Below are 16,574 nucleotides of genomic sequence, written 5' to 3' on the forward strand. Positions count from 1 at the left end.
TGGCAACCAACCTACAGGAGCATCACATGAACGACATTTATTCCGGGGCCACGCCCCCTCAAATTCGCGTCTGGGATCTGCCAGTCCGCATATTTCACTGGCTGATGGCCTTCAGCTTCGCCGGGGCCTACCTGACGGCCGAGGCGGACAACTGGCGCCGGGTCCACGTCACGCTGGGCTACACCATGGCGGCGCTGGTCTGCTTTCGCATCCTCTGGGGATTTTTCGGCACGTACTACGCCAGATTCGCCAGCTTCGTGCGGGGACCGAAGGCGACGCTGAGCTACCTGCGATCCATGCTGCACGGACGCCCGCAACATTTCACCGGCCATAATCCGGCCGGTGCGGTGGCCATCGTGCTGATGCTGGGCATAGCCATGGCGCTGGCCGGGTCCGGCTGGCTGCTGTACACCGAGCGGGCCGGCGAATGGATGGAGGACGTTCACGAGCTGATCGCCAACCTGATGCTGGCCGTGGTCCTGGTCCACATCGCCGGCGTGCTTGTTGCCAGCTTTATTCACCGCGAGAACTTGGCCAAGTCCATGCTGACCGGACGCAAACACGCCGCGCCCGGCGTCAAGGCACAGGGGCTGCGCACCGGCACCGCCCTGCTGCTCTTGCTCGCGGTGCTGGCGTTGTGGTGGTGGCAAGGGAGCCATGCGGACGCACCGGCAGCCGGCCGCGAGGCCGCGGAACACACCAGGTCTTAATCGATTGCCCACAGCGCGTGGGCGTCAAGCTGCACCCTGGCGCTGGCGGCGACGGCCGCGATCCTCGCGATCTGCGACGCCAGCGCCGCCTCCATCGCGAGGCGGCGGCCAAGCAGCGCTTCGGCCAGCGTGTATTCACCGGCCTTGTAGCCCAGTTCCATCAAGCGCGCCTGGCGGTCGCTCTGCTGTTCGACCGCGCGAAGGCTGGTCCATACCTGGTAGCTGTATTCCTGCTCGGTCACGGCCCGCTGCGCCGCCAGCGTGACCTTGGTTCTTACCTGGGCCACTCTTTCGTCCGCCATCTGCGACCGGATGTAGGCAGCCGAACTCTCGGCATCGCGGGCGCCACCCGGCAGTGCCATCGACAGCGTCAGGCCGATGGTGCGTTCCTGGCCCGCGCGTTCGCGGCCGGCGCGTATCGCGATCGTCGGATCGGGCATCCGCTCGCTGGCCGCGCGCTTTGCCTTCAAGCCGTACCACTGGGCCTCCACCTGCGCCAATTCCAGCTCGTGATTGTCATCCAGGATGCGCGCGAGCTGTTCCGGCCGCTGCAATGGCATCGGCTGCGGATCGGGCACCTGGGCGAGCTGCGGCGCCGGCAGACCGGGATAATTGGTGGCCAACAAGGTCAGCGCGTGCTGCACTTGTTGATCGGCCTGCTCGATCAAGGCATCGGCCCGCCGCAACTCGGTATCTGCCTGCATCAGTTCAAGCCGCGCGCCGTCGCCGGCCTTCACGCGCACTTCGGCGATCGATCTCAACTGCTTGATCAGCGCATGCTGTTCCCTTAAACGCTCAAGCGTGGCTTGCGCCTTCAGGGCCTCATACCAGTCCTGCATCAGCGCGCGGCCCGCCTCATGCCAGGCGTCCGCCCGTTGCGCCTGCGCCAGCGCCATGCCCTTTTCACCAACCGCGCGGTCCTGTTCCGCCTTGCCGAACCAGCGCACGCTGCGCTCGACCGCCAGTTCCTGCTCGCGATAGCGGTCTCCGTCGAGCACGCTGCGCCGGCTCACGCCGCCCCGCACCACCCATTCGCCGGGGCCGGCCGCCAGTTTCGCCTGCTCCGCGCCGGCGAGCTGGTTGTTGAGGGCGCCGATGCGCAGCTGCGGCAATTGCGACAGCAGCTGCCTCACCGTTTGCTCCCGCGGCAGCCCGAACAACATGTCGCCCGCGAGCGGCAATGCCGTCCCACCGGCCCACGCGTTGGTGTTGCCCAGTGCCGCCAGGGCGAACGCCAGTTTGGCAAGCCGGAGTCTCATGCGAGCCTCCCGCAAGCGCTTAACGGACTCAGCCAGTACGTCACGTCGGGGCTGGGAATCTCGTTGGCCAGGGCCTCCAGCAGCAACTGGAGATGGGCGCCGACGCCGGCGACCAGGACCAGCTTTCGGCCGCTGCGTCCCTGCACCAGCTCCATCGCCGACCGCAGCACGGCGCCCTTCCCCATGCCCTGCGCCGCGACCACGGAGAAGCCCGTCGCCCACTCCGGGTGCAACAGCAGGAAGTCCAGCACGTCCTCTTCAAGGGCGGCCGGGATCGCCAGCGTCAGCAAGCTATCGTTGGAAATTTGTTTCAGCATGATGGTCCCGCTTGGGTTGCTGCCGGGCCCTTGACGCCGAAGCGGCGGAAGAGCAGAGGCAAAAGTATCAGTGTCAATGAGGTCGCGCTGAGCAGCCCGCCGATCACCACGATCGCCAGCGGCTTCTGGATTTCCGAGCCGGGGCCGGTGGCCAGCAGCAGCGGAACCAGGCCCAGGCCGGTGATGCAGGCGGTCATCATCACCGGCCGGAAGCGGCGCAGCGCGCCCTGGCTGACCACCTCCGGCAACGCCATGCCGCGCGCCACCAGCTGGTTGAAGCAGGTGATCATCACCAGTCCGTTGAGCACGGCGATGCCCATCAGGGCGATAAAGCCGACCGACGCGGGCACCGACAGGTATTCGCCGGTGACGGCCAGCGCCACCACGCCGCCGATCAGCGCGAAGGGGATGTTGACGAAGACCAGCAGCGCCTGCCGCATGCTGTGCAGCGTGCTGAACAGCAGCAGGAAGATCAGCGCCAGCGCGACCGGGACCACCAGCGCCAGCCGTGCGGCGGCGCGCTGCTGGTTCTCGAACTGCCCGCCCCAGCTCAGGCGGTATCCGGCCGGAAGCTGGACTTGCCTGGCGACCGCCAGCCTGGCCTCGTCGACGAAGCCCACCAGATCGCGGCCCCGCACGTTCGCGCGCACCACCGCCAGGCGGCTGCTGTTCTCGCGTTCGATCTTGACGGGGCCGTCCACGTGCCGCAGCGTCGCAAGCTGGCTGAGCGGCACGGACTCGCCGTCGGCAAGCGGCAGGCGCAGCTGTCCGAACAACTCGGCGGAAAGCTGCAGCCGCTCGCCGCCACGGATCAGCAATGGCAGGCGCTTGCCGCCCTCGATCACGACGCCGGCCACGCGGCCCTCGATCAGGGTGCGCAGGTCCGCCTGCACCTGCTCGGCGCTCAGGCCCAGGCGCCCGGCGGCGACCCGGTCGATGTCGACCTGCAGATATTGCACGCCTTCGTTCTTCACGGTCAGCACATCCTCGCTGCCCGGTATCGCCTGCACCACGTTGACGATGCGCGCCGCCAGCGTGCCGAGCGTCGCGGAATCGGCGCCGTAGACCTTGACCGCCAGGTCGCCGCGCACGCCCGACAGCATTTCCGAGGTACGCATCTCGATCGGCTGGGTGAAGCTGATGTTCACCCCGGGGAAGTCGGCCGTCGCCTTGCGCAGGGCGTCGATCAAGTCCTCCTTGCGCTGGCTGCGCCATTCGGCGCGCGGCTTGAGGACCAGGAAGGTGTCCGTCTCGTTCAGGCCCATCGGGTCCAGGCCGAGCTCGTCCGATCCAAGCCGCGCCACGATGCGCCGCACCTCGGGCACTTCGGCCAGGATGCTGCGCTGGATCGCCATGTCGAGGCGCGCCGATTCGGCCAGGTTCACCGACGGCAGCTTTTCGATTTGCATGATGATGTCGCCCTCGTCCAGCACCGGCATGAACGATTTCCCGACCACCATGAACAGGCCGGCGGCCACGGCCAGCGCGGCGACGGCGACGCCGGTCACCAGGCGCTCGTGCCGCAGCGCCCGGCCCAGCAGCGTCCGGTAGCCCTCCTCCATGCGCCGCACCAGGCGCGGCGCCGGGCCGTGCTGGGCCTTGAGCAGCAGCGACGACAGCACCGGAATGACGGTCAGCGACAGCAGCAGCGACGCCGCCAGCGCGAAGATGATGGTCAGCGCGACCGGCGCGAACAGCTTGCCCTCCAGCCCTTGCAGCGTCAGCAGGGGCAGGAAGACGATCATGATCACCACCATGCCGGCCGTCACCGGCACCGCCACCTCCCGCACCGCGCGGTAGATCACATGCAGGCGCGACATGCCCGGCTGGGCCTTGCCGCTGTGGGCCTCGATGTTCTCCACCACCACCACCGCCGCGTCGACCAGCATGCCGATGGCGATGGCCAGGCCGCCGAGCGACATCAGGTTGGCGCTCAGGCCGTAGTGGCGCATCAGCAGGAAGGTGCCCAGCGCCGACAGCGGCAGGATGCAGGCGACCACCAGGGCCGCGCGCAGGTTGCCGAGAAAGACGTACAGCAGCACCACCACCAGCACGGTCGCCTCCAGCAGCGCCTTGGCGACGGTGTGGACGGCGCGCTCGACCAGGTTGCCCCGGTCGTAGAAGGTGCTGATGGTGGTGCCGGCCGGCAGCGAGCGGCCGATCTCGGCCAGCCGGGCGCGCACCTGGTCGACGACGCTCTGGGCGTTGGCGCCGCGCATCGCCAGCACCAGCGCCTCGACCGCCTCGCCCTTGCCGTTCTGGGTGACCGCGCCGTAGCGCGTCAGCTGGCCGATACGCACGGTGGCGACCTGTCCCACCGTGACGGCGGCGCCGCCACGGTTGACGATCGCGATGGCGGCGACGTCGGCCAGCGTGCGGATGCTGGCGTCGCTGCGGATCAGCAGGGATTCCTCGTTGCTGCCGAGCCGGCCCGCGCCGTCGCTGCGGTTGTTGGCCTCCAGCGCCTGCTGCAGCTGCGCCAGCGAAATGCGCCGCGCCGCCAGCGCGGCCGGATCGGGCACGACTTCGAAGCTCTTGACCTGGCCGCCCAGCGAATTGACGTCGGCGACACCGGCGATGTTGCGCAACTGCGGGCGGATCGTCCATTCCAGCAGCGTGCGCTTTTCCATCAGCGACAGCGGCCCCTCGATGGTGAACATGAAGATCTCGCCCAACGGCGTGGTGATCGGCGCCAGCCCGCCGCTGACCGACGCCGGCAAGTCCTTGAGCACCGAGGCCAGGCGTTCGCTGACCTGCTGCCGCGCCCAATAGACGTCGGTGCCCTCTTCGAAGTCCAGCGTGATGTCGGCGATCGCGTACTTCGATTGCGAGCGCAGCACCGCCTGGCGCGGTATGCCCAGCAGCTCCTGTTCGATCGGCGCGACGATGCGCGCCTCGACCTCCTCCGGCGTCATGCCGGGCGCCTTCAGGATCAGCTTGACCTGCGTGCTGGAGACATCCGGAAACGCATCGATCGACAGTTCGCCGGCGGCCTTGATACCCGCCGCCACCATCAACGCCGCCAGCACCAGCACCAGCAGGCGCTGCGCCAGGGATAAAGCGATCAACCGGCCCAGCATCACGGTTTCCCCTGCGGCGCGGGGGCGCCGGCCGGTTCTCCCAGGCCGGCCCAGGCGCCCTTGAGCGCAACCAGTCCGCGCACCGCGACCTGCGCGCCGGGGGCGATCGCGCCGCGCACCCAAAGCTGGTCGCCGGCTGCCGCGCCGCTGACGACCGGCACGGCCTGGAAGCCGGCGGCGTTGCGCACGAAGACGTAATTGGCCGTCCCGCGCCGCACCAGCGCGGCGGCGGGCACCAGCAGCGACGCGCCCTGTGCCGGCGGCCTGACCAGGCGCGCCTCCACGAAGGCGTTTATTTTCAGGCACCCTTGCGGTTCGAGCTGGCGGGCGCGCACCTGCGCTGTCTGGTTGGCGCTGTTCACCTGCGGCGACAGCGCGATGATCCGCAACTGGCCGCACTGTGCGACATCGAGCAGATCGCCCACCGCCAGCATGGACATCTGCCGCGCCGACGCTTGCAGCTCCACCCACAGCGGACCGTCGCGGCTGATCTTGGCCACCGCCATGCCGGCGTCGAGCTGCTGCCCCACGGTGACCGGCAACTCGATCAGCGTCCCCGCGCTTTGCGCGCGCACGGTCAGCAGCGGGCTCGGTTGCGCACCGGCCGACAGCGCCTGGATGGCCGCCGCGTCCAGGCCGCCGGCACGCAGCATCTGCGCCCGCTGGTCGGCCGCCAGCCTGGCCAGCTGCGCGGCGGCGCGGCTTTCCTCCACCCGCGCGCGGGAGATGACGCCCTCGGCGAACAGGTTTTCGTCACGCTGCCGCTTGTCGGCCGCCAGGCGGGACTGCGTGGACAGCTGGACGTATTCGCGCTGCGTTTCCATCCACGCTGGACTGAACAAGGTGACCAGCGCCGAGCCCGTCCGCACGCGCTGCAGCGAAACACTGTGCACCTGCTGAACCACCCCGCCGGCGGCCGCGGCGGCGAGGACCACCGCATCGGCCGGCGCGACCACGGTGCCCGACAACACGACGGCATCGCCGACGGACATGGCCGCGCCGGCCTGGGCGGCGACCGCCGGCGCGGTCGCGATGCCGGCCCGGCTGATCTGCTTTGCGTTCATCGGCAGCTGCGCCACGGCCTCCGCGCTCCAGGCGCGGGCCGGGCCGGCCAGCAGGGACGCCAAGGCCAGCAGGCGGAGCAAGGCCGCAGGGGATGGAGGGTACATCATGGAGTAATTTCCTTGGAGGGCATCAGTGGGTATGATGGTGGTGAGCAGATATTAAGAAGTTCTTAACAACTGCCGCCTACGCTGGACAGCAGCCAAACGACGAGATCGCATCATGCGTATATTGCTCACAGAAGATGACCCCCAGCTGGGACGCGCCACACAGATCGGGCTGGAACAAGCCGGCTACGCGGTGGACTGGGTGCAGTCGGCCGAACACGCGCACACGGCGGTGCGGCTGCACGACTATGGCTGCATCCTGCTCGACCTGGGCTTGCCGGGTCAGGACGGCATGCAAGCGTTGCATGCGCTGCGCAAAGCCGGCTACGGCGGCGCCATCCTGATCGTGACCGCCCGCGACAAGATCCCGGAGCGCATCGCCGGCCTTGACGGCGGCGCCGACGATTTCATCGTCAAGCCATTTGATCTGGATGAGCTGGCGGCCCGCATCCGCAGCGCGTCGCGGCGCGCCGCCGGGCGCCTGCGCGAGGAGCTGGTGCACGGCGACCTGGTGCTCGACGTCGCCGCCCGCCAGGTGACCCAGGCCGGCAAGCCGGTCGCGCTGACCAGCCGGGAATTCGGGGTCCTGCTGACGCTGGTCGAAAACAGCGGCCGGGTGTTGAGCCGCGAACAGCTGGAGCATCAACTCTACAGCTGGGGCGAGGAGGTCGAAAGCAACGCGGTCCAGGTCCACATCCACCACCTGCGCAAGAAGCTGGGGCGGACGCTGATACGCACGGTGCACGCGGTCGGCTACTGCATCGACAAGCCGGCGCCGGAGGCGGGCGCATGAGCGCGGCCGCCGTGCCGCGCTGGTCGCTGCGGCGTTTGCTGCTGGGCGTGCTGCTGGCGTTGACGCTGACCCTGTGGGGCGGCAGCGCGTTCATCGTCTACCGCGAGGCGCAGCGGGAAAGCCAGGAACTGTTCGACCAGTCGCTGGCGGAAACGGCGCACCTGCTGTTGTCGCTGGCCGAGAACGAGGCGAGGGAGCATGGCACCTCGCTGGCGATCGACCTCAAGATCTCCGAGCACCCGGACCACCACCGCTACCTGATGTTCCAGATCCGCGATGCGCAGCGGCGCCTGCTGTACAAGAACGGCGGCGCGCCCTCCACCGCGTTCTCGGTCGACGCACCGGAGGGATATTCGTGGGCGCGGGTGGACGGCCACCGCAGCCGCCTCTACACCAGCTGGAACGCGGGCCGCACGGTGCAGATCCAGGTGGCCGAGCCGAGCAGCCACCGCGATGAAATCAGCACCCGGTTTTTCTACAAGGCCGGCGGCCTTGGCGTGGTGCTGGCGATGCTGGCCGGATTGGCGATCTGGCTGTGCATCGACCGGGTTTTCCGGGTGCTGCAGGTGTCGGCCGACGAGGTCGGCGCGCGCACTCCCAACGATCTGGCGGACGTCCCGCTGGAGGGCGCGCCGAGCGAGGTGTTTCCGCTGCTACAGGCGATCAACCGCCTGTTTGGCCGGGTCCGGCAAACCATGGAGTACGAACAGCGCTTCACCGGCGACGCCGCGCACGAGTTGCGCACGCCGCTGGCGGCCATCAAGACCAATCTGCAGGTCATGCAACGGGCGCGCAGCGCGGCCGAGCGCGAGGAATTCATCGCCGGCCTGAACGCCAGCGTGGACCGCGCCAGCAGGCTGGTCGATCAATTGCTGACGCTGGCGCAGCTCGATCCGCAGGACAGCCACGGCGTGGCGCTGGAGCAAGCGGACCTGGCGACGCTGCTGGCCGAGGAGCGGCCTCATTGGCAGAGCCTGGCGGCCGGCCATCAATTGCAGGTGGACGTTGCGCGCGCCCCGTGCCGGATCGAACGGGAAAGCCTGCGCATGTTGTTGCGCAACCTGGTCGACAACGCGGTGCGCTACACGCCGGCGCCGGGGCGTATCGTGGTCAGCTGCGGCCAGGCCGGTGGGCACAGCTATCTGCGCGTGGCGGACTCGGGGCCGGGCATTCCGCCGGCGATGCGGGAGCGGGTCTTCGAACGGTTCTTCCGCCTGCCCGGCGCGAAGATGCCGGGCAGCGGACTGGGCCTGTCCATCGTCAGCCGGATCGCCGCCATGCACGGGGCCTCGGTCCGGCTCGACGACGGCGTGGACGGTGTCGGGCTGGCCGTCACGGTCAGCTTTCCCGCTTCGGCGGATCACGGCGGCGATAAGGAAATTGAGAATCGGCTCAATATCCGGGTATGAAAATTCATACTCCGGCACCGGCGCCCGGCCCCACCCATCTCAAAAAAACCTCATGTAATCAATGGCCTGGTTCAACAGCCCGGCGTGCCATTCCCATGGCATGGATAGTGCTATCTCTGTTGTGAAAAGTTTATTCGATGGCGGTGGTCCGCTTCGAATCGCTTTTTACTATAAATAAAACGGAGACAAAATGAACACAATTATTCCCGCACGAACGCGCAGGCCGGCTTCCTGACGCAAGCGCCGGCACCGCCAGGCCGGCGGCGCCGATCGCGCGCCACTCCATCGCTAACTTCACGGCTGACCGAGCCCGGACCTTGGTCCGGCGGGGATCGCTGCATCCTCGATTTCCCGGTCGCGTCGTGACAACCATCGTATAGTCTTATTGGATCGTTTATGAAAACATCATTAGTAGCTGGCCTCTTGATCGCCTCCGCAGCCGGTGCCGCCTCCGCGCAATCCGGCGTCACCGTCTACGGCATACTGGACGCGGGCATCACCCGCGAAACAGGGGGCGCCGAGGGCGCGGTCACCAAGCTGGCCAGCGGCGTGCAGTCAGGCAGCCGGCTGGGCTTCAAGGGACAGGAAGACCTGGGCAATGGCATGAACGCCCACTTCGTGCTGGAGAACGGGCTCGATCTCGACACCGGCAAGGCGCGCCAGAACGGCGCCCTGTTCGGCCGCCACGCCTATGTCGGCCTGACCACCAGCGCCGGCACCGTCAACCTGGGCCGTCAATGCAACCCGATCTTCATCGCGCTGGACGGCATCGACCCGTTTGAAACCGGCTTTACCGGCTCCGCCACCAATCTGATGAGCATCGGCACGGCGCGCACCAACAACACCGTCAGCTATGCAACGCCCAAGCTGAATGGACTATCGGCCACCGTGATGTATGGCTTCGGCGAACAGCCCGGCGACAGCACCCTGGGCCGCACCATCGCTTTCTCCATCGACTACGCCGCGGGCCCGTTGGTGGGAACCCTGGCCTATGACAGCCTGAAGGTCACTTCGTTCAACACGTTGAAAGAAGTCCTGCTGGGCGCCAGCTACAACTTCGGCCCCGCGACCGTGCACGCCGCGTTTGAAACCGAAAAGGACGACGTCGGCGGCGATTTCCGCGACTTCCTGCTGGGTGCCTCTGTGCCGTTCGGACAGGGCAAGCTGCTGGCCTCGTATGTGAAGAAGCAGGACCGTTCCTCGACCGAGCGGGGCGGAAGACAGTTCGCGGTGGGCTATACCTACGCGCTGTCCAAACGCACCAACCTCTACAGTTCATTCGGCACCATCCGCAACGAATCGGCCGCCACCAATGTGGTGGGCGACGCCTCCAGCGGCGGCAGCGCGCCGGCTGCCGGCAACGGATCGCGGGCACTGTCGGTCGGTATCCGCCATAAGTTCTAAGCCACAAAGCACCACCGGGGTTCGTTCCCTGTCGGGACCAGGCCCCATCCCAAACCACTTGTTTATTTTGGAGACACTATGTTCGTTCCTATTTCCTCCCGTCTGATGTCCGCGCTGTGCGCCATGGCGCTGCTGGCAGGGGCCGTTCCTGCGGTCCACGCCGCCGACGCCGCGCCATCGGCCCATGTGACCATCCTGGCCACCGGCGGCACCATCGCCGGCAGCGGCGCCACCACCACCACCACGGTCGGCTACACCGCCGCCACGGTTGGTGTCGACCGCCTGATCCAGGCCGTGCCGGAACTGGCCAAGGTCGCGCAAGTCAAGGGTGAGCAAGTATTCCAGATCGCCAGCGAAAACATGAGCAACGAACACTGGCTGGTGCTGGCCAAGCGCGTCAACACGCTGCTGGCGCAGCCGGACGTGGACGGCATCGTCATCACCCACGGCACCGACACGCTGGAAGAGACCGCCTTCTTCCTCGACATGGTGGTGAAGAGCAATAAGCCGGTGGTGCTGGTCGGCGCCATGCGTCCGGGCACCGCGCTGTCGGCCGACGGCCCGATCAACCTGTACAACGCGGTGCTGCTGGCGGCCAGCAAGGAAGCCATCGGCAAGGGCGTGCTGGTGGCGCTGAACGACCAGATCCAGGGTGCGCGCGACGTCACCAAGACCAACACCTCGACGCTGGACAGCTTCAAGACGCCGGAGCTGGGCATGCTGGGCTACATCCAGGGCAACAAGCCTTACTTCTACCATGTGTCGACCCGCAAGCACACGGTGGACACCGAGTTCGACATCAGCAAGCTCGACGCGCTGCCGCAGGTCGACATCGTCTACGGCTACGCCAACGTCGGCCCTGTCGCGCTGAACGCACTGGTGGCCGCCGGCGCCAAGGGCATCATCCACGCCGGCGTCGGCGACGGCAGCCTGGCGTCCAAGGTCGCGCCATCGTTGACCGCGGCCCGCAAGCAAGGCGTGCTGATCGTGCGCTCGGCCCGCGTCGGCCAGGGCATCGTGGCCCGCAACGGCGAGGCCAACGACGACGCGCTGGACTTCGTCGTGTCCGACACGCTGAACCCGCAAAAAGCGCGCATCCTGCTGATGCTGGCTCTGACCAAGACCAGCGACAGCAAGGAAATCCAGCGCATGTTCTACACCTACTAAGACTTGGGAAACGCCGGGGGGCCAGTCTGCCCGCCCCGCCGGCGCGTCTGTGCCGTGCTCTACTTGGCGAAGTTCTTTTCGAAAGCCTTACTCCGCTCCTGAGCCGTATTCTTCTCGCTCCGATCCAGCGCTAAGTAGCCCGCGATTAAGGCAAGCAAAACAATAATGGCGATGAGCGGCAGTTTTCGCATGATGACTTCCCCAAATTGAAATCGTTACTGCATTCAGTGCATTAACGATAATGCTGTGTTTTTCACCACACTACCACCAAATACAACTCACACAATTGGGCCGATCCATTATTTCGCTCGCTGCTCTGATGCAAGCTGAAGAGCAGTGGACAATGCCTGAAACGCAACACCGCAACCCCCACAACTTTGGCACAGTTAGTGTGCCAACGTGCGCGAATTAACGCATCACATTGCCGAGCAACGCGATAGTTAAATCATTGATATACATGAGGAATTTTGGTGCGGCTGGCGGGGATCGAACCCACGACCCTTGGCTTCGGAGGCCAATACTCTATCCACTGAGCTACAGCCGCGCTGGGGGAATTTCTGAGGTGTGCCGTAGGATACCGGTTTTATCGAGAGTCGTCCATGGAAAGTGTCGTTTTGAGCATCTTTGCGTTTCCATGCAGGCATTTTTGAGTCTATAATCGCCCGTTTGGTGAAGGTTTTGCAAGGCAGCTGGTTGATACATTTCTTCTCTCGCCACCCGGCTTCGAAATTAGTCTGTTAAGGAAATCATGAGCGACGCACACAACGAACACGAATCCCCCATCAGAACGCCTAAGCAGCTGGTTGCTGCCGTCGTCGGCTTCTTTGGTGTTGTAGTCATCGGTATCATCCTGCTGGTGCAGTACGTCACCACGGACAAGTTGACCGGCGCCGGCTCCAACAGCCAGACCGCCGAAGAAGTCGCGACCCGCATCGCGCCCGTTGCCGACACCGGCTTTACGCTGAAAGATGCCAACGCACCTAAGGTGCTGCAGACCGGCGAAGCCATCTACACCTCGACCTGCGCGGCCTGCCACGGCAGCGGCGCGGCAGGCGCTCCCAAGTTCGGCGATGCCGGCGCCTGGGGCCCACGTATCGCCCAAGGCTACGATACCGTGCTCAAGCACGCCATCGAAGGCCTGCGCGCCATGCCGGCCAAAGGCGGCAACCCTGATCTGGACAACGTGGAAGTGGCCCGTGCCGTGGTCTACATGGCCAACAAGGGCGGCGCCTCGTTCAAGGAACCTCAGGCACCAGCCCCTGCGGCCGCCGCGCCAGAGGCTTCGGCGCCAGCCAAGTAAGCGCCCGCCTTTCCTGAAGAACCGGCCCCAAGCGGCCGGTTTTTTTACGCCCCGACTATTTGCGGCCGGCGGCGATCTGGTATTTCTTCAGCTTGTCGTACAGGGTTTTGCGCGGCACCATCAGGTTGTCCGCCGCCAGCGCGACGTTGCCGTCCACCGCCGACAGCGCCTGCACGATCAGCTCCCGCTCGTGCTGGTCGACCTGCTGCGGCAGCGACAGCGTCCCGGCTTCGGCCTGCGCCACCACCGGCGGCGCGGCGGCGGCCACGCCCAGCACCAGCCGCTCTGCGAAATTGCGCAACTCGCGCACGTTGCCTGGCCACTCGGCCGCCTGCCATTGCGCCATCTGCTGCGCGCTCCACTGCGGCAGCGGGCGACGGTAGCGGGCGGCCGCGTCGGCGGTGAAGTGGGCCAGCAGCAGCGGAATGTCGTCGCGCCGGTCGCGCAGGCGCGGCAGCTCGATGCCGACCACGCTGAGCCGGTAGTACAGGTCTTCGCGGAACTGGCCCTGCGCGCTCAACTGTAATAGATCAAGTTTGGTGGCGGCGACGATGGTGCAGTCCAGCGCGACGGTGTCGTTGGCGCCCAATCGTTCCAGCCGCCGTTCCTGCAATACGCGCAGCAACTTGACCTGCAAGGCCATCGGCATGCTCTCGATCTCGTCGAGGAAGACGGTGCCGCCCTGCGCGTACTCCAGCTTGCCGATGCGGCGCTTTTGCGCGCCGGTGAAGGCGCCCGCCTCGTGGCCGAAGATTTCGCTCTCGAACACCGATTCCGGCAGCGCGCCGCAATTGATGGCGACGAAGTTGCCCTTGCGGCCGCTGGCGGCGTGCAGCAGGCGCGCCGCCACTTCCTTGCCGGTGCCGGTCTGGCCGTTGATCAGCACGTCCACGCCGGCCGGGGCGATGTTGCGGATCAGGACTTTCAACTGTTCGATGGCGGCCGAGCGGCCGACCAGGTCCGGCACGTCGGGATGCTGGGCGCGGTCGCTGCGCAGCTGGCGGTTTTCCAGCACCAGCCGGCGGCGTTCCTGCGCGCGGCGCACCGCGTCCAGCAGGCGCTCGGCCGCGAACGGTTTTTCGATGAAGTCGTAGGCGCCGCTGCGCATCGCGGCCACCGCCATCTCGACGTCGCCGTGGCCGGTGACGACGATGACCGGCAGTTCCGCATCCAGCGCGGCGGCCTGCGCCAGCAGCTCCAGGCCGGAGCGGCCCGGCAGCCGCACGTCGGTGACGATCACGCCGGGATAGTCGGCGCGCAGCAGCGCCAGCGCTTCCTCGGCGCTGGCACAGGCCTGCACGCTGAAGCCGCCCAGTTCCAGCGTCTGGCTGGTGGCCAGGCGCAGCGCGGCTTCGTCTTCGATCAGGATTGCCTGCACTTCAAGTCCCCTCGGTTTGCAGCGGCAGGCGCAGCTCGAAGCGCGCGCCGCCGCCAGGTTGATTATGCGCCGTCAGCTGGCCGTTCATGGCCTGCACGATGGACGACGAGATCGCCAGCCCCAAGCCCAGTCCCTTGCCGGACGGCTTGGTGGTGAAGAACGGTTCGAACAGGTGCGCCACCACCTGCTCGGGGATGCCGGCGCCGCTGTCGCTGATGCTGACCAGCGCGCAGGCGCCTTCGCGTTCCAGGCGGATGGCGACCTCGCGCCGCTCGGCCGTCTCGACCGCGTCGAGCGCGTTGCGCAGCAGGTTGATCAGCACTTGTTCGATACGCACGCTGTTGCCGGTGACGTTCAGGCCGTCGGTCACGGCGATGTCCAGCGCGACGGCGTGGCGGCGGAATTCGCTCTCGAGCAAAAACGCCGAGGCTCGCACCGAGGCCGCCAGGTCGACCACGGCCACCGTCTCGTCCTTGCGCGCGAAGCCCTTGAGCTGGCCGATGATGGCGCCCATGCGCGCGCTGGCCTCGCTGATGTGGCCGAGGTTGCCCTCGACCTGCGCGCCCTGCCCGCGCGCCAGGAACACGCGGGCGTTGTCGGCGAAGGCGCGGATCGCGGCCAGCGGCTGGTTCAGTTCGTGGGTGATGCCGGCCGCCATCTGGCCCAGCATCGCCAGCTTGCCCGCCTGGACCAGCTCGTTCTGCGTGGAGCGCAGCAGGTGTTCGGTCTCCTGCAACTTGGCGTACTTGCTTTCCAGGTGCTGGTTGGTGGTGCGCAGCTGCTGCGTGCGTTCGACGATCTTGTCGTCCAGCTCGGCGGCGGCCTGGCGCAGCGCGGCGGCCGAGGCCATGCGTTCCTCCATGCGGCGGCGGCGCTGGTGCAGCGCCCAGCTCGACGCGGCCGCGCAGGCGACCAGCAGCACCGCGGCCGCCGCCCACTGCATGCCGGCGCGCAGCACCCGCTGCTGCGAAGGGAACAGCATCAGCTGCCAGCCCAGCTGGCCGACTGGTTGCGTGACGAATAAATCGGAATGCCCTTTCAGCGGCGTGATCTTCTGGCCGGTGTATTGCTGGGTGTGCGCCAGGTGGCGCTCGGTGGCCGCGTCCAGCGCGTGCAGGCTGCGGTAGATCCAGTCCGGCCGATTGCTCAGGAAGATGACGCCGGAACTGTCGGCCAGCACGATGGCGTCGTCGCTGCTGCGCCAGGTGCGTTCGAAGTCGGCCAGGCTGATCTTCACCGCCACCACGCCGGCGACCGGGCCGCCTGCCGTGCCGTCGCGGTACACAGGCTGGGCGATGAAGTAGCCGGCCTCGTTGGTGCTGGTGCCGATGCCGTAGAAGCGCCCCGCCCTGCCCTGCAGCGCGGCGTCGAAATAGGGACGGTAGGAAAAATTCTTGCCGACGAAACCCAGCGGCTGGTCCCAGTTGCTGGCGCCTATGGTCAGGCCGTCGCGGTCCATCACGTAGATGGCGCCGACCTTGGCTTGTTGCTGGATGGTTTGCAGCGTGCTGTTGAGGCGGGTGATGGCCGGCGCATCGGACGGATGCGCCAGCGCTTCGATCAGGTCGGGCTGGAAGCCCAGCACGAACGGCAGGGTTTCGTATTTTTGCAGCAGCGACTGCAGGTCCGGCGCCATCAGTTGCAGTTGACGCTGGCCCTGCTGCCGCAGCTCCTCGCGCGCACGCCAGGTGCCGGCCATGTATGAACCGGCGATCAGGCCCAGCGCGCAGGCGAAGGTGACGACAAACAGCAGCAGGTTTTTTTGGGCGCGCATGGGCAGATTCTACTGCACCCGCTCAGTCCACCGCCGCCATCCGCATCTCGTCGTTGTGGTGGCGCTGCTGTTCCTCCATCACCAGCTGGCCCAGCTCGCGCTTGAGGGCGTTGAACTCGGCGGCGGACGGGTCGCGCAGGCGCGGCAGGTCCACCATCATGTCGCGCTTGACGGTGCCGGGGCGGTAGGTCATCACGACGATGCGGTCCGCCAGGTAGATCGCTTCCTCGATGCTGTGGGTGACGAAGATGATGGTCTTCTTCAGCTCGGCCCAGATGCGCAGCAGCTCGTCCTGCAGGTTGCGGCGCGTGAGCGCGTCCAGCGCGCCGAACGGTTCGTCCATCAGCATGATCGGCGAATCGAGCGCCAGCACGCGGGCGATGGCGACCCGCTGTCGCATGCCGCCGGACAGGTCTTTCGGGAAGCGGTGCTTGAAGTCGCCCAGCGACAGCATGCCCAGCAGCTGGTCGACCTTGGCCGCGATCTCGGCCTGCGGCATGCCCTTGATTTCCAGGCCGAAGGCGATGTTCTTTTCCACCGTCATCCAGGGGAACAGCGCGTACTCCTGGAACACCATGCCGCGTTCCGGGCCGGGGCCGGTGACCAGCTTGTTGTCGGCGGTGATGGTGCCGGACGACGGCAGCGAGAAGCCGGCGATGGCGTTGAGCAGCGTGGACTTGCCGCAGCCCGAGGGCCCCAGCAGGCAGACGAACTGGCCTTGCGGGATCTCCAGGTTGATGTCCTTGAGGGCGATCACTTCGCGGCTGTCGGTCTTGAAGACCTTGTTGACGGCCTTGACTTCGATATGGGTCAT

General features: G+C 66.8%; 14 protein-coding genes and 1 tRNA gene. 6 read left to right on the forward strand and 9 right to left on the reverse strand.

Annotated elements, in window-relative coordinates:
* Nucleotides 1–26: 26 nt before the first annotated feature.
* Nucleotides 27–710: a cytochrome b/b6 domain-containing protein gene (locus HUX88_RS08395; protein WP_176361470.1), complete on the forward strand. Its 684-nt coding sequence runs from the start codon at nt 27–29 to the stop codon at nt 708–710.
* On the opposite strand, the gene HUX88_RS08400 is transcribed toward HUX88_RS08395, so the two are convergent.
* The 4 genes from HUX88_RS08400 to HUX88_RS08415 are packed head-to-tail and all read right to left on the reverse strand — an operon-like array spanning nt 707 to nt 6,538.
* Entirely contained in the window at nt 707–1,969 is a 1,263-nt protein-coding gene (locus tag HUX88_RS08400; RefSeq protein ID WP_229219248.1) for a TolC family protein, read from the reverse strand. The two genes, HUX88_RS08395 and HUX88_RS08400, sit on opposite strands and share 4 nt — an antisense overlap.
* Nucleotides 1,966–2,286, reverse strand: coding sequence for a DUF3240 family protein (locus HUX88_RS08405; RefSeq protein WP_176361472.1), 321 nt, complete (start codon nt 2,284–2,286; stop codon nt 1,966–1,968). Before HUX88_RS08405 ends, HUX88_RS08400 begins: the two co-directional genes overlap by 4 nt.
* On the reverse strand, nt 2,280–5,366 hold the full coding sequence (locus HUX88_RS08410; protein WP_176361473.1) for an efflux RND transporter permease subunit: 3,087 nt from the start codon (nt 5,364–5,366) through the stop codon (nt 2,280–2,282). The genes HUX88_RS08405 and HUX88_RS08410 overlap by 7 nt, the downstream gene beginning before the upstream one ends.
* The gene (locus HUX88_RS08415; RefSeq protein ID WP_176361474.1) at nt 5,366–6,538 is read right to left on the reverse strand and encodes an efflux RND transporter periplasmic adaptor subunit; all 1,173 of its coding nucleotides are present in this window, start codon (nt 6,536–6,538) and stop codon (nt 5,366–5,368) included. The genes HUX88_RS08410 and HUX88_RS08415 overlap by 1 nt, the downstream gene beginning before the upstream one ends.
* A gap of 112 nt (nt 6,539–6,650) precedes the next feature.
* Here HUX88_RS08415 and HUX88_RS08420 point away from each other — a divergent pair, with 112 nt between their 5' ends.
* The 4 genes from HUX88_RS08420 (at nt 6,651) to HUX88_RS08435 (ending at nt 11,308) form a co-directional block, all read left to right on the forward strand.
* A complete protein-coding gene (locus tag HUX88_RS08420; RefSeq protein ID WP_176361475.1) occupies nt 6,651–7,328 on the forward strand; it encodes a response regulator transcription factor in 678 nt (225 codons plus the stop codon).
* On the forward strand, nt 7,325–8,737 hold the full coding sequence (locus tag HUX88_RS08425; protein WP_176361476.1) for an ATP-binding protein: 1,413 nt from the start codon (nt 7,325–7,327) through the stop codon (nt 8,735–8,737). The genes HUX88_RS08420 and HUX88_RS08425 overlap by 4 nt, the downstream gene beginning before the upstream one ends.
* 396 nt (nt 8,738–9,133) lie before the next feature.
* Nucleotides 9,134–10,141: a porin gene (locus HUX88_RS08430; protein WP_176361477.1), complete on the forward strand. Its 1,008-nt coding sequence runs from the start codon at nt 9,134–9,136 to the stop codon at nt 10,139–10,141.
* Nucleotides 10,142–10,246: 105 nt separating this feature from the next.
* On the forward strand, nt 10,247–11,308 hold the full coding sequence (locus tag HUX88_RS08435; RefSeq protein WP_373886622.1) for a type II asparaginase: 1,062 nt from the start codon (nt 10,247–10,249) through the stop codon (nt 11,306–11,308).
* 59 nt (nt 11,309–11,367) lie between these two features.
* Here the strand turns inward: HUX88_RS08435 and HUX88_RS32945 are convergent, their stop codons facing one another.
* The gene (locus tag HUX88_RS32945; protein WP_301547061.1) at nt 11,368–11,499 is read right to left on the reverse strand and encodes a hypothetical protein; all 132 of its coding nucleotides are present in this window, start codon (nt 11,497–11,499) and stop codon (nt 11,368–11,370) included.
* A gap of 277 nt (nt 11,500–11,776) precedes the next feature.
* Nucleotides 11,777–11,852 (reverse strand) — tRNA-Arg (locus HUX88_RS08440).
* Between the two features lie 204 nt (nt 11,853–12,056).
* On the opposite strand from HUX88_RS08440, the gene HUX88_RS08445 reads away from it, so the two are divergent.
* Nucleotides 12,057–12,608: a cytochrome c5 family protein gene (locus HUX88_RS08445; protein ID WP_176361478.1), complete on the forward strand. Its 552-nt coding sequence runs from the start codon at nt 12,057–12,059 to the stop codon at nt 12,606–12,608.
* Nucleotides 12,609–12,663: 55 nt separating this feature from the next.
* Here the strand turns inward: HUX88_RS08445 and HUX88_RS08450 are convergent, their stop codons facing one another.
* Genes HUX88_RS08450 through HUX88_RS08460 form a run of 3 tightly spaced genes read right to left on the reverse strand, consistent with a single transcriptional unit; the run spans nt 12,664 to nt 16,574 of the window.
* Nucleotides 12,664–13,986 (reverse strand): sigma-54 dependent transcriptional regulator, encoded by a 1,323-nt coding sequence (locus tag HUX88_RS08450; RefSeq protein ID WP_176361479.1) that lies wholly within the window; start codon nt 13,984–13,986, stop codon nt 12,664–12,666.
* 1 nt (nt 13,987) lies between these two features.
* Nucleotides 13,988–15,760 carry an ATP-binding protein gene (locus HUX88_RS08455; protein WP_176361480.1) on the reverse strand — a complete coding sequence of 591 codons (1,773 nt, stop codon included), beginning with the start codon at nt 15,758–15,760 and terminating at the stop codon, nt 13,988–13,990.
* A 22-nt stretch (nt 15,761–15,782) separates the two neighbouring features.
* A complete protein-coding gene (locus HUX88_RS08460) occupies nt 15,783–16,574 on the reverse strand; it encodes an ABC transporter ATP-binding protein (RefSeq protein WP_117012497.1) in 792 nt (263 codons plus the stop codon).

It is taken from the genome of Duganella sp. BJB1802 (assembly GCF_013369445.1).
Lineage (GTDB): Bacteria > Pseudomonadota > Gammaproteobacteria > Burkholderiales > Burkholderiaceae_D > Rugamonas > Rugamonas vulcania_A.